The sequence below is a fragment of the Anaerobacillus sp. genome (assembly GCF_046314235.1).
GTDB lineage: Bacteria > Bacillota > Bacilli > Bacillales > Anaerobacillaceae > Anaerobacillus.
The window spans coordinates 255,522-268,233 of the sequence record NZ_JBKBWN010000004.1 but is presented as its reverse complement, the minus strand read 5'-3'; the positions used below and the strand labels follow the sequence as shown (position 1 = coordinate 268,233).

At 37.2% G+C, this 12,712-nt stretch carries 12 protein-coding genes; 3 read left to right on the top strand and 9 right to left on the bottom strand.

What is annotated here, in order from left to right; genetic code table 11:
• Positions 1 to 133: 133 nt before the first annotated feature.
• The 7 genes from ACK4M9_RS07375 to ACK4M9_RS07345 form a co-directional block, all read right to left on the bottom strand.
• Positions 134 to 319, bottom strand: a complete 186-nt coding sequence (locus tag ACK4M9_RS07375; protein ID WP_409848961.1) for a hypothetical protein — start codon at positions 317 to 319, stop codon at positions 134 to 136.
• Positions 320 to 602: 283 nt separating this feature from the next.
• The gene (locus ACK4M9_RS07370; RefSeq protein ID WP_409848960.1) at positions 603 to 3,149 is read right to left on the bottom strand and encodes a DNA translocase FtsK; all 2,547 of its coding nucleotides are present in this window, start codon (positions 3,147 to 3,149) and stop codon (positions 603 to 605) included.
• A 248-nt stretch (positions 3,150 to 3,397) separates the two neighbouring features.
• Positions 3,398 to 4,195, bottom strand: a complete 798-nt coding sequence (locus ACK4M9_RS07365) for a DUF1444 domain-containing protein (protein WP_409848959.1) — start codon at positions 4,193 to 4,195, stop codon at positions 3,398 to 3,400.
• A gap of 3 nt (positions 4,196 to 4,198) precedes the next feature.
• Positions 4,199 to 4,531 carry a thioredoxin family protein gene (locus ACK4M9_RS07360; RefSeq protein ID WP_409848958.1) on the bottom strand — a complete coding sequence of 111 codons (333 nt, stop codon included), beginning with the start codon at positions 4,529 to 4,531 and terminating at the stop codon, positions 4,199 to 4,201.
• 87 nt (positions 4,532 to 4,618) lie between these two features.
• Positions 4,619 to 5,629: a PTS sugar transporter subunit IIC gene (locus ACK4M9_RS07355; RefSeq protein WP_409848957.1), complete on the bottom strand. Its 1,011-nt coding sequence runs from the start codon at positions 5,627 to 5,629 to the stop codon at positions 4,619 to 4,621.
• A gap of 196 nt (positions 5,630 to 5,825) precedes the next feature.
• Positions 5,826 to 7,139 (bottom strand): anaerobic C4-dicarboxylate transporter family protein, encoded by a 1,314-nt coding sequence (locus ACK4M9_RS07350; protein WP_409848956.1) that lies wholly within the window; start codon positions 7,137 to 7,139, stop codon positions 5,826 to 5,828.
• 180 nt (positions 7,140 to 7,319) lie between these two features.
• Positions 7,320 to 7,838, bottom strand: a complete 519-nt coding sequence (locus tag ACK4M9_RS07345; protein ID WP_409848955.1) for a hypothetical protein — start codon at positions 7,836 to 7,838, stop codon at positions 7,320 to 7,322.
• 280 nt (positions 7,839 to 8,118) lie between these two features.
• Between ACK4M9_RS07345 and phnD the strand changes: the two genes are divergently transcribed.
• The 3 genes from phnD (at position 8,119) to phnC (ending at position 10,657) form a co-directional block, all read left to right on the top strand.
• Positions 8,119 to 9,063: a phosphate/phosphite/phosphonate ABC transporter substrate-binding protein gene (gene phnD / locus ACK4M9_RS07340; protein ID WP_409848954.1), complete on the top strand. Its 945-nt coding sequence runs from the start codon at positions 8,119 to 8,121 to the stop codon at positions 9,061 to 9,063.
• Positions 9,064 to 9,150: 87 nt separating this feature from the next.
• Positions 9,151 to 9,912, top strand: a complete 762-nt coding sequence (phnE, locus tag ACK4M9_RS07335; protein WP_409848953.1) for a phosphonate ABC transporter, permease protein PhnE — start codon at positions 9,151 to 9,153, stop codon at positions 9,910 to 9,912.
• A 10-nt stretch (positions 9,913 to 9,922) separates the two neighbouring features.
• Positions 9,923 to 10,657 (top strand): phosphonate ABC transporter ATP-binding protein, encoded by a 735-nt coding sequence (phnC, locus tag ACK4M9_RS07330; protein ID WP_409849193.1) that lies wholly within the window; start codon positions 9,923 to 9,925, stop codon positions 10,655 to 10,657.
• Positions 10,658 to 10,688: 31 nt separating this feature from the next.
• Here phnC and ACK4M9_RS07325 read toward each other — a convergent pair whose 3' ends face one another.
• Positions 10,689 to 11,207, bottom strand: coding sequence for a DUF84 family protein (locus ACK4M9_RS07325; protein WP_409848952.1), 519 nt, complete (start codon positions 11,205 to 11,207; stop codon positions 10,689 to 10,691).
• A 330-nt stretch (positions 11,208 to 11,537) separates the two neighbouring features.
• On the bottom strand, positions 11,538 to 12,611 hold the full coding sequence (locus ACK4M9_RS07320) for a M42 family metallopeptidase (protein WP_409848951.1): 1,074 nt from the start codon (positions 12,609 to 12,611) through the stop codon (positions 11,538 to 11,540).
• Positions 12,612 to 12,712 lie beyond the last annotated feature (101 nt).

Below are 12,712 nucleotides of genomic sequence, written 5' to 3'. Positions count from 1 at the left end.
ACCAATACCCCTTGTAATTTGAAAATATTTTTTCTATAATAAACACTATTTTCTAGAACGAGTTCTGAGTTTCTATAAGAATGTTAGAATGCCTGTGACAGACAAACATCCTGGCACAGGCACTGTGAAAATTTTAGTGAAGAACACCTTTATGTTGCTCTAGTATTGCGGCTTCAATGATTTCTTTCACGTCACATTCGTTTAAATTGGTAAATCCATGCTTTAATACGATGAGCATGTTCAGTTCATCTTCCGTCAATAAGGAAAGCCATTGAGGAGAAATAGATTTTACTAAGCTTGATAATTGAATCTCTTGCATCGTGACCACTCCTTATAAAAAGTATGGTATAGCTGGACTCAAATACTGTGTAACTTAAAGTAAAAATTGGTTCTCTCTTACCAGTACATCCCTTATTAAATTATTACCAAAAAAACACTAACATATAAATCATATTAAACCTTTTTAAAGAAAACAAGGTATAGTTTTTTAGTAGACATACCTTATTTTATTCTATTGTAAACGAAGAGGAAGAATGTTACTAGTTTTTTTGTCTGGAGATTAGCTAAAGTAACTCTCCCCTTCACTTTTACCTGTCACTCTTTTACATTCGATCAGACAGCTCCTCTTCTGAAACGAGGACATTTCTCGGCTTAGAACCCATCGCTTCAGAGATAATCCCCCTTGCTTCCATCATATCGATAAGTCTTGCCGCTCGGTTAAAACCGATTCGAAACCTCCGTTGTAAACTAGATGACGATGCGCCTCCTTGCTCTAATACATAATAGCAAGCTTCTTCAAACAGGTCGTCTTCTTGATCACTACCCGCTTCAAATGTTTTAATTAGGTGTTCTTTATCAAATAAATAATTCGGCTTTCGTTGCTCTTTTACTAGAGCGATTACTCTATCTATTTCTTCATCTGAGACATAGTTTCCTTGGACACGAACTGGCTTAGATGCTCCGTTTTCAAACAAGAGCATATCACCTTTTCCAAGTAATCTTTCGGCACCACCCGAATCAATAATTGTTCTAGAATCTGCTTGTGATGACACGGAAAAAGCAATTCTCGTTGGAATATTAGCTTTTATTAATCCTGTAATCACATCTACTGATGGTCTCTGTGTGGCTAACAGCAAATGAATTCCGCAAGCTCTTGCTTTCTGAGCAATACGACAAATCGCTTCTTCAACATCATGTGGTGAAACCATCATCAAATCTGCAAGTTCATCAATAATGATAACAATAAATGGCATCGCCGGATTTGGATCATTATCTGTTTTCATTACCTCGTTATATCGTTTAATGTCTCTAACTCCATTTTGTACGAATAACTCATAGCGGCGATCCATTTCCTCAACTGCCCATTTCAACGCAATTGTTGCTTGTTTTGCATCGGTGATTACTGGAGTAACTAGATGCGGAATATCATTATATGGAGCAAGTTCAACCATTTTTGGATCAACAAGTAGCAGCTTTACTTCATCAGGTGTCGCCTTAAACATAATACTAATTAAAATAGAATTTATGCATACACTTTTTCCAGAACCTGTTGCACCAGCAATTAATCCATGAGGCATCTTTTGTAAATCAGTAACAATTGGCTTCCCTTCAATATCTAACCCAAGAGCAACTGTAAGTGGAGAAGGATCTTTTAGAAACTCATTACTTCGTAAAATCTCTCTAATAACTACAGGAACACTTACGTCATTTGGCACCTCAATGCCAATAGCATTCTTACCTGGGATAGGTGCCTCCATCCGAATATCTTTCGCTGCCAAACTCAATTTAATATCGTCCGTTAAGCCAGTTACTTTACTAACCTTTACTCCTGGGTCCGGCTGTATTTCAAAACGAGTAACTGAAGGACCTTTCGTCACACCAACAACCTTTGCTAAAACATTAAAATTTGCTAATGTTTGCTCCAATATTTCTTGCTTTTCCTCTAACCATTGATGACTATTATCTGGTTGCCTTGGGGGAATATTTAATAATTGTAATGTTGGAAATTGATAACTTTTGACCTGTGGTGTCTTTACCTCATTTTTCTTTTGGGCCACACGATCCTTATGAAACATTAAAACGTTAAACGGAACGACTGTTTTCCTAGGTTCATTGCCATCAACTTTTGGAGTTTCATAGTTAATTGTATTCAGTGGAGCTGATAATTGTTCAAGCTCTTCTCGTTTTTCCGCCATCTCTTCTTCTCTACTAAAGTCGACAAGCTTGTCTTGTTCAGTAGTTGCAACTACTTCATCTTGGTCATTCGTTATTTCCTCAACTACCTCTTCATACTCTTCATACTCTTCTAGCTCAACAAAGTCCTCGTGAGTATTATTGGTTAACTCTTCTTCTAACAGTACTTCAGTGGAAGCCTCTAATTGTGCCATCTCTATCTCGGAATGATCTTCAGCCTCGAACTGACTTTCGAATTCTTCTTCTTGCGATTGGCTATCTACCTTTGCGACAAATAGTTCCCTATCAACCACTTCTCCATTAACTTTTTCACTATTTACTTCGGTTGTATCGTAACTAAAATCAATCTCTTCTCTCTCGTCATCTACCGCTTCATATAGAACTAGTTCTAGGTCATCGTTCTCTTCATTAGTCACCTTACAGTTTGGGCTAACAAACTCTTCTTCAAATTGAAAGTAATCATTTTGCACATTATTACTTTCAATTACTTCCTCTATCTCGGCTAGTTCGCTCCTAATAGTTTCAGGGGGTTTATCGAAAGCGTAAATCGGTGAAGGAATCGTACGGGCTTTGAAGTTCACCCCCTGAAATTTTTTCCGTTCTTGAATTTTCGTAGTAGCAACCTTAGGCGTAGACTGCTCTTCTTTTGTTTCTAGTTTTAATTTATTGATCGGTTGTTTGGCTGTAGTTTGTCTCTGTGGTACTATTTTGTTAACTTTCCGATTTGTGGAACGTTCTCTTTTAGGCTCAACAACATCAGTTTCGTCGACAGCAAGAGGAAAACGAAATTTCCCATGCTTTGGATATTGATGGATCATTCGCGCCTCTGCCTCAGTTTCCTGCTTTACGCGACCATAATACTGCTTTCTTTCATCTCGCGTATGTATATGCTCTTCTTCTTGCCCAAATAAAAAAGAGTGAACTTTTTTATATGTAGTTTTTAATCGGTTAAACATGAAAATCACCTTTTCCATAATATTGAATGTAGAAAGTCGAATCTTGAATTATAGTTTTGCATGATGTATTTCTTCCATCTAATTCAAAAGTTCAAAAATTCACTTGTGCTAACTTAATAATAACGCAAAAAAGGAAAAAACCACTAGTTTTTTCTGTACAAGTTTTGAGATTGTGAGAATCTACCTAGCTAATAAAATTCAGGTATTGGATTCAAAAAAGGCGAGTCTCGATACTCACCTTTTTGCTTTTATTCTTTTGGTTTTCTTTGAGCAAGAATAAACACTGGTTCAAAATTTCCATTTTCGAAGATAAATGGTAATGCTGTAATCGGCGTTCGTCCACTAGAGAAAAATGAAAACACCATTTGGCCGAGAACATCATAGCCAGTTTCATTTTTAATGTCTGCAATTATTAAAACGTCTTGGTGAGGAACTGCTACAGCTAGTTCACCTTCGGCTATTTTTGCGTACTGCTTTAATAATTGATCATTCAAAATTTTACTAGCATCATAGCCGTCATTATGATTGATAAAGTAAAAAGTGTTTCCAGCTACTACATCTTTTTTGGCATCTGTTTTTAAAGATCGAACGTTAAATAACGCCATTTCTTTTATTTTTGAATGCTCTAGCTGGGCATCCTCAACCATTTCCTTCGTAAGGAGCGTAAATGTTACACCTCTATCAATCGCATAATATATCCTTGTTTCAGCTGTATGTTCTTCAAATAAAAGTTCTTTATCTTCTCCTGAATGAGTAGAAAATGATGTTGAGCGAATGACAGGGAAAATATTTTTTTCATTTCCCTTTAATGTGACTGGTGTTGCCATTGCTTCTAATGCTGACTCAACGTAATGAACAGCTTCCTCAATTGCTTCTTCTTTTTTGGCTGACCATTTTGCAGCAAGCTTCGATATTGAGAGGGTAACTCCCTTTTTTACAGTTGTATCTTCAATTCTTAGCTGTTGCTCGTCTCTATTATATGAAATCCTTCGATTGGGAGCTTGTAACCTTGTTTCTAACTCACGTTTAATTTCTAATGGCTTCATGTTTTATAAGCCCCCTGTTTTTTCTAACGATCTTTGCAAAAACAACTCAATTTCTTCCTTTGATTTACGGTCTTTGCTAACAAAACGATCAATTTCGTTCCCGTCTTGATATGTTATAAAGCTCGGGATTCCAAAAATACCTAATTCACTACAAAGATCAATTAATGTATCTCGGTCTGCATAGTAAAATGTAAAATTAGAGAAGTTCGCTTCGATTTCTGGTAAGACTGGTTCAATTACAACGCAATCAGGACACCAATTAGCTGAAAACATAACGACCGAAAGTCCATCTTTAATTTTAGAAAAATACAGTTCTTTTGATTCGAGAGTTTGCATATATATTCCCCCTAACATTTCTCCATTTTTTTGACTTTACCTTATCGTACATTAGAGCCCTATACTTGAACAATGGACTCGCATAGTTCACTGTTCGATTTTCATATCACCAAATTTTATAAGGCCAGCTTTTCTTAATACTTCTGATAAAAATAAGCTTATCACAGCTGGACCAATAAAATGAAGTAATAACACCGGAAAGAACACTTCCCACGAGAAACCCATTTCCGTAAAAGTCATAATTTGTCCAACAAAACCACTCGTCCCCATACCTGCTCCAGCTGGATTATTAACCATTTTAAAAACGATTGTAGCAAATGGTGCTAATATCATTCCTGCTACAGTTGGTGGTATGAGGATCGCTGGGTTCCTTACAATGTTTCCGACTTGTAACATAGACGTACCGATACCAAGAGCTACGAACCCTGAAATCCCATTTTCCCGGTAACTGCTAGTAGCAAACCCAATCATTTGTGCAGCACAACCGACCGTTGCTGCACCAGCAGCAATCCCTTCTAAACCAAGCATAAAAGCAATGGCAGCACTAGAAATTGGTGCTGTTAAAGCTAGCCCCATCAGCATCGCAACTAAAATCCCCATTACAAATGGCTGCCTATCTACTGCCCACATAATTAACACTCCAAAGTAATCTATCCCACTTGCTATGACCGGACCGATCGTTGTTGCTACAGCATAGCCCGCTGCAATCGTCACAAACGGGGTAATAATAATATCTAATCGTGTTTCTTTTGAAACAAGTTTTCCAATTTCAGTTGAAAAAAGTGTTGCTATGAACGCTCCGGCTGGGCCTCCGAGAGCTGCACCTGCTGCACCAATCACAACTGCTGGAAAGAGTACAAGGCGAGGTGCCTTTAGACCATAAGCAACTGCCACACCAATTGCTGGCCCCATGAAATCCATAGCCAATTGTCCCATTGGAACTAAAAATTCTAAGTATGGTATTTGTTGACCTGCTGTTCGGATAATTAAACCAATGATTAATGATGAAAATAGCCCTAGGGCCATAAAACTGAGGGCTGTAACGAAATAAACTTTTAATGACAACTCAACACCCTTTTTATGTAAGAACTTTCTCAATTGCTCCACCTGCCTATAATAGAATTACCTTAATTATTTACCGATCTAGTTTATTTCATTTATCAATAATTGACAACGTACGTTGTTTAAGGAAATCCAGCGACAGGCTCTAAAAACTTTTTTATCAAAAAAACTCTGCCCGTTCCAAGTATTTTGGGACAAGCAGAGTTTTTTTTGTTTAGGAATTAATAGTTTTTTAATAGAAAATTAAAACAAGGATGAAACCAATCGCTACTGAACAGAAACTCGTAATAAGTCCAGGAGTCATGAAGCTATGATTAAATATATATTTGCCAATTTTCGTTGAGCCTGTTTGGTCCATATTTATGGCTGCAAGTAGCGGTCCGTAGTTTGGCATAAAGAAATATCCATTTACGGCTGGGAACATCGCAATTAAGAAGAATGGTGATATTCCTAGCGTCACTCCTAGCGGCATTAAAGCACGAACAGTAGCTGCTTGAGAATTTAAAAGGACTGATAATATAAACAGTGCAAAAGCAAATAGCCAAGGCGCTGTTAATACTGCATTTTGAATTTGGTCTTGGATGACTGCGATATTCGCCTGGAAGAATGTATCTCCCATCCACGCAATCCCAAAGATAGCAACAACAGCAACGACACCCGCTCTAAAAACATTTCCAGTTACAATTTTTTCGACATCAGCTTTGCATAATAGAATCATAATTGCTGCAACAGATAACATAATAATTTGAATGGCATAAGGCATCGATAATTGCGTCACTTCTCCATTAACATCAAATGACGGTCGTAATTCTGGGAAGCTACCTAAAAGAACAACTAGAATAGCACCAAATAAAAACAGGTAAACGGATAGTTTTGAATGTTTTGTAACTGTTCCTTTCGCTCGAGCTTCTTTCATTGGCATTAAACCATTTTTTAGACGACGTTGATACTCAGGGTCATCTTCAAGCTCTTTCCCCTTTTTACTAATGAAAAAGGCAGAAATCATTATCCCAAGAAAAGTTGCTGGAATAGTGATTCCAAGGATTTGTAGAAGTGTAATATTAAATGGTGCAAGGATTGCTAATAAAGCAACCGTCGCTGCAGATATAGGACTAGCTGTAATCGCCTGCTGTGATGCAATAACTGCAATCGAAAGTGGGCGTTCAGGTCTTACCTTTGATTCCTGGGCAACCTCTGAAATTACGGGTAAAAGACTGTAGGCAACATGCCCAGTTCCTGCAAAAAAAGTAAATAAGTACGTTGTTACAGGTGCCATAAATGTAATGCGATCTGGATTTTTGCGAAGCATTTTCTCTGCTAACAATACGAGATAATTCAACCCACCGGATGCTTGTAATGCACCAGCAGCTGTAATTACTGCTAATATCATTAACATAACGTCAATTGGAGGCGCTGTCGGTGACAATTGAAAACCAAATGTTAAAATTGCCAAACCAACTCCACCCATTACTCCTAAACCAACTCCGCCGATCCTAGCACCTACTAAAATACAAGCTAAAACAATTAAAAACTGTACCCAAACCATTTCTCCACCACCAATTCATTAGATGTAATCATTTCACCTTATTATACAATTATTAAATTAATATGATAGTAGTTTGTGAATAATTTCACAAAAAATTCAAATCAACTGGAATTTCTAACCAATTTAAAAAAGAGGCCGTCTAAATTAGTCAAAATGATGACCAAAAGACAGCCTAAATAATTAATAGTTTATTGAGTTAATAATTTCTAGCAGTGTGTCAACACTATCCTTTAAATTTGCTAGATTTGTTACTGTTGTACCTTTTTCTCCCCCAATTCCTACAATGACTTTGTAATCGTCATCTTCAAAAGGGGAGACTATAATATATGCAAACTTTCCATCAACTTCTGTTGTTTCTACTAATAAAGCAGTATTCTCAACTACACGATCTTGCTCATAATTGACTTGGCTTAATTTAGTTTCAGCAGGATTAGAAAAAATTAAAAACACCTGATTGTCCTTGCCTAAAATAAGGTTGTTTTCTGCCTTTTCTTCAACAATTAATTCTGAGGGAAGATAATAACTAAAAAGATCTGTTGCTTCATTTGGCTCTTGCGGTTCCTCTAAAACACCAACTTCAAAAGATTCTTTTGCATAGTCTAACGCTTGTTCTTTTGTCAAACCACAACCGGTGAGGATCAAAAATGCTATTAAAATACTAAAGTTAACTAATACTATCTTTGGCACCATTCGTTTCAATTTTGCACCTCCTCCTATTTTTTGGACTTTCGGAAATGCCCCCATATTTTTATCTACTAATTTCCTAATATATGATTATTTTACATCTTTCTAATCATACCTTACATAGTACACTGTGACAACCCTTGACAGAGTTCGACTTTTGTTAAATTTGTGATTTTTTTACAAAGTTAATTTTCATTTCCAAGTATTATGATTGGCTTTAAAGCACTTCTTATGGTATCTTAATAATAATTTGTTATTTAGCAAATTACTATTACTTATCGAGGTGGAGACAGAGATGAAAAAAGGATTATTTATGCTGCTCTTTTCTTTAATTCTATTAATTACTGCATGTGGCGGTAAAGCAGAAGAAACTAATGAAGCAGAAGTTAACGAAGGTGCTCCAAAAAGCACTGAAGCAAGTGAAGAAAAAGGCGAATTAGTTATTGGCTTAATTCCATCGCAATCTGAAGGTGAAATGGAAACTGCGATAGAAAAGCTTAAAGTTGAATTAGAAGAGAAACTTGGTAGACCGGTAAAAATTGATCATTACCCTGCATATAACGGTGTCGTTGAAGCGCTTAATTATGAGCATATTGATATGGCTTATTTTGGTCCTTTGACCTATGTCATCGCTCACGAAAGAAGTGGCGCAAAAGCAATCATTACACAATTAGTAAATGGGGAACCCTATTACCACTCTTATTTCATTACAAAAGCTGATGCACCTTGGGAAACTCTTGATGAGTTATTAGCAGATAAGTCAACGATTGATTTGGCATTTGGAAGTCCTTCTTCTACATCCGGTTCTTTAATTCCTGGTGTTGAGTTAAAGGAGCGTGGCGTTTTCCGTGATGCGGATGATTATGATTTTGCAGCTGTTACTTATACTGGTAGCCATGATATAACTGCCCAGTCTGTTTTAAATGGTAGTGTCGACGTTGGTGCAATTGATAGTGCTATTTTTGAAGCAAGAATTCGCTCAGGTGCTATCAACGAGGCAGATTACAAAATCATCTGGAAATCAGAAAGAATTTTCCAATATCCATGGGCTGTTCGTCCGAACATGGACGAAGCGACAATTCAAGCACTTCAAGAGGCATTCATGAGTATTACTGACGAAGACATTCTAAATGCTTTTGGAGCTACTGCATTTACAACTGCATCTAACGAAGACTACGAAGCGATCCGTAATGCCGCGATTATCGATGGGCGTATGGATGACGACTTAGGTGATAAATAATTTTTAAGAGAGCGATGAAATGCTATACTAAAGAGGAATGCTGCGGCGTTCCTCTTTCACATAATTAATCAATAGGGAGAACAAATTATGGTTTGGTTTAAACCGAAGTTTATTTTTATCGGACTAATCTTATTAATAACTGTTTTGTATAGTATGGAAATCACACAATTTCAATTTGAAAAATTAAAAAACATACCAAATACGTTTTATTTTATTCGTGATCAGTTTTTCCCGCCAAATTGGTCCATTCTACGACGTCTAGTTGATGCATCTATTGTGACTCTGGCAATGGCATTTTTAGGAACATTTATTGCTTTACTAATTGCCCTTCCCCTCAGTTTTATGGCTGCCAAAAATACTAGTCGTCACTTCTTGTTATATGGCTTTAATCGCTCGATGCTCAGTGGTCTTCGTTCAATTCCAGAAATCGTCTTTGGATTAATATTTGTCGTTTCTCTTGGGCTCGGTCCTTTCCCAGCAGTACTTGCCATCATGCTACATAACATCGGTGTTTTAGGGAAATTAATTTCTGAACTGATCGAATCTGCAGATCCTGGACCTCAGGATGCGATGAAATCCGTTGGGGCAACAAGGTGGGTTGCCGTCTTATTTGCAATCCTTCCACAAATCTGGCCAAATGTGTTAAGTCATTTTTTCTATCGATTTGAAGTTGCGATACGAACTTCGTTAATTTTAGGATTTATCGGTGCGGGCGGAATTGGACAACTACTCTTTAACCATTTTCAATCGTTTCTATATAAGTCGGTGGCTATGGATATTTTAGTTATTATCGTCCTAGTCGTTATGGTCGACTTTATCGGTGGAAAAATTCGTGAAAGGGTTATTTAAGGTGAAAACGATGCTACAAATTGAAGAACTATATGTAAAATATCCAAAGGCAAATGACCATGCCCTTACTAATTTAAAGCTATCACTGCAAAATGGCGAATTTGTTTGTATTCTTGGAAAGAGTGGTGCGGGAAAATCGACGTTTATCCGTTGTTTAAATGGGCTACAGCGTCCCACATCTGGTGCTGTTATTTGGAATGAACAAAACATCTTCCAATTAAAGCAAGAGCAATTAAGAAAAACTCGTGTTGAAATGGGAATGATCTTTCAACATTTTAACTTGATCCCAAGGCTAACTGTCTACCAAAATGTGCTAACGGGAATGTTTGGAAAACGTTCACCTTGGAAAAATATACTGGGCCTTTTTTCTAAAGAAGAAAAACAATTAGCACTAAAGATGATTGAACGTGTTGATTTATATGATCATAAAGATAAACGTGTAGAAGCCTTGAGTGGGGGCCAAAAACAACGGGTCGCTATTGCTAGAGCATTGTTACAAAATCCTAAAGTATTTTTAGGCGACGAACCTGTAGCAAGCTTAGACCCTGGGACTGCTACTCGAATTTTTTCATTATTACAATCGATCCATAAGAAATACGATTTATTAACAATTATTAATGTTCACGATGTTGTATTGGCCAAACAGTTTGCAACAAGAATTATTGCTTTAAAAAATGGCGAAGTTGTTTTTGATGATGTTCCTGACAAGTTTACAGATGAAGTTTATGACTTAGTTTACAATTAACGAGCATACAAAAAACCTTCAAAAAGAGTTACTACTCTCCTTGAAGGTTTTTGTTAAATTCATATTGTCCAACTAACGCTTTCACAACATGAGCAAACATTTCATCACGGTTGATGCGCCCGTTTGTAATTATACCCATTGCCCCTTCTTTCTTACTTACCCCTTCTCTGTTTGTGAATATATCCATCGCTTCACCTAACGTTTTTCCATTTTGAATTTCCTGATGTACCTCAGCTGGAAGGAGCGTTCGAGCACCACTTGCTATATATTCTTTTCCACTATTGTCTACTAGTGCACCCCAGTTAATCACCATTAATCCGTACTCAGTTTCAGCAACTCCGCCTTCTAGACCAATTGCAAATTGAACTTCGGCAGCCGCTAAGGAAGCTCTTGCTCGATTAAGAGCGCCTTTTACCGTTTCTTCATCACCGAATGGTTGCTCTGATACATAAGAAGGTGCCTCTATTGGTAATAATTCAATATTGTTCCCCAATACACGTTTGACTGCCGCGATTTTTGTAGGATTTGTTGAACCAACTGCAACTCTCATCTTTACCCTCCATAAGCTTCTTTTCATTTTATACCGACATGGTGGCCAAAAAAGTGCCTTTTCCATCTTTAATTTAATATCGCTAGATTTCCTCTCTCTTCGCTAAAACTCTACCGAATTTTTAGAGGTTTTTTTAGGAAATCCAGCGACATTTTCTAAAAAGTTGTTTTAATGGGCGATAAAATATTTTAGTGTATTCTCAAAAACTTATAAAATCACCTATAATACTGTTTCTATATACAAAACAGACTCGGCTGGCTCCCGAGTCTGTTTTTCCGCATTTTACAATTATAAATTGTGCAAGATGAGAACCTCACCTATAGGATTATTTTAACTGTTATTTCTGATTGTTTCAACAGCAGTTTTGTCTGTTGTCTGGACGAGTTTTACTAATAATGCTTTTGCAGCCGCATAATCATCAATATGAATAATTGAAGCAGATGTGTGAATGTAACGTGAGCATAATCCGATAACTGCAGATGGAACACCACTACCTGAAGTGTGAACTCGACCCGCGTCTGTTCCACCTTGAGAGATAAAGTATTGGTACGGAATGTTATTTGTTTCTGCAGTATCTAAAATAAAGTCACGAATCCCACGGTGAGTAATCATTGATCGATCATAAATGCGTAGGAGCGCTCCTTTGCCAAGATGACCAAATGCATCTTTATCACCTGTAGCATCATTTGCAGGACTTGCATCTAACGCATAAAAAATATCTGGTTCAATCATATTTGCTGCTGTTTGTGCCCCTCTTAAACCAACTTCCTCTTGAACCGTTGCACCTGAGAATAGAATGTTAGGTAGCTTTTCGTCTTTTAGCTCTTTTAAAAGTTCAATTGCAAGTCCACACCCATAACGATTATCCCAAGCTTTTGCTAAAATCTTCTTCTCATTTGCCATTGGAGTAAACGGACAAATCGGAACAATTTGCTGCCCTGGCTTAATGCCAATTTTCTCAGCATCGGCCTTATCATCCGCACCGATATCAATAAACATGTTTTTTATTTCCATTGGTTTGTTGCGTTTTGCCTCGTCAAGTAAATGTGGCGGGATTGAACCGATCACGCCGATTACAGGACCGTTGTCAGTCATAATCTGCATTCTTTGCGCAAGTAACACTTGGCTCCACCAACCACCAAGTGTTTGGAATCGGATTAGTCCTTTATCAGAAATCGAAGTTACCATGAAACCAACTTCGTCCATATGTCCTGCAACCATTACTTTTGGACCTTTATCGTCACCACGTTTCACACCAAAAATACTACCAATTCGATCTTGAATAATTTCATCTGTATATTTTTCTAGTTCACTTCTTACAAATCTTCTGACTTGGTGCTCAAAACCTGGGGCCCCTTGAAGTTCAGTTAATGTTTTAAACAATTGTAAAGTCTCTTGATTCATTTTCTACTCCTTTCGGATACCGTAATAAGTATGTACAGTTCTATTTTAGCTGAAGTTGTTGAACCTTTCCACTGATTCGGTAAAAAAGCAAATAACTATTT

What these genes read in the sequence shown, in the direction of transcription:
- ACK4M9_RS07375 (WP_409848961.1), bottom strand. Translation starts at nt 319, where the DNA reads ATGCAAGAGATTCAATTATCAAGCTTAGTAAAATCTATTTCTCCTCAA.
- ACK4M9_RS07370 (WP_409848960.1), bottom strand. Translation starts at nt 3,149, where the DNA reads ATGTTTAACCGATTAAAAACTACATATAAAAAAGTTCACTCTTTTTTA.
- ACK4M9_RS07365 (WP_409848959.1), bottom strand. Translation starts at nt 4,195, where the DNA reads ATGAAGCCATTAGAAATTAAACGTGAGTTAGAAACAAGGTTACAAGCT.
- ACK4M9_RS07360 (WP_409848958.1), bottom strand. Translation starts at nt 4,531, where the DNA reads ATGCAAACTCTCGAATCAAAAGAACTGTATTTTTCTAAAATTAAAGAT.
- ACK4M9_RS07350 (WP_409848956.1), bottom strand. Translation starts at nt 7,139, where the DNA reads ATGGTTTGGGTACAGTTTTTAATTGTTTTAGCTTGTATTTTAGTAGGT.
- phnD (WP_409848954.1), top strand. Translation starts at nt 8,119, where the DNA reads ATGAAAAAAGGATTATTTATGCTGCTCTTTTCTTTAATTCTATTAATT.
- phnE (WP_409848953.1), top strand. Translation starts at nt 9,151, where the DNA reads ATGGTTTGGTTTAAACCGAAGTTTATTTTTATCGGACTAATCTTATTA.
- phnC (WP_409849193.1), top strand. Translation starts at nt 9,923, where the DNA reads ATGCTACAAATTGAAGAACTATATGTAAAATATCCAAAGGCAAATGAC.
- ACK4M9_RS07325 (WP_409848952.1), bottom strand. Translation starts at nt 11,207, where the DNA reads ATGAGAGTTGCAGTTGGTTCAACAAATCCTACAAAAATCGCGGCAGTC.
- ACK4M9_RS07320 (WP_409848951.1), bottom strand. Translation starts at nt 12,611, where the DNA reads ATGAATCAAGAGACTTTACAATTGTTTAAAACATTAACTGAACTTCAA.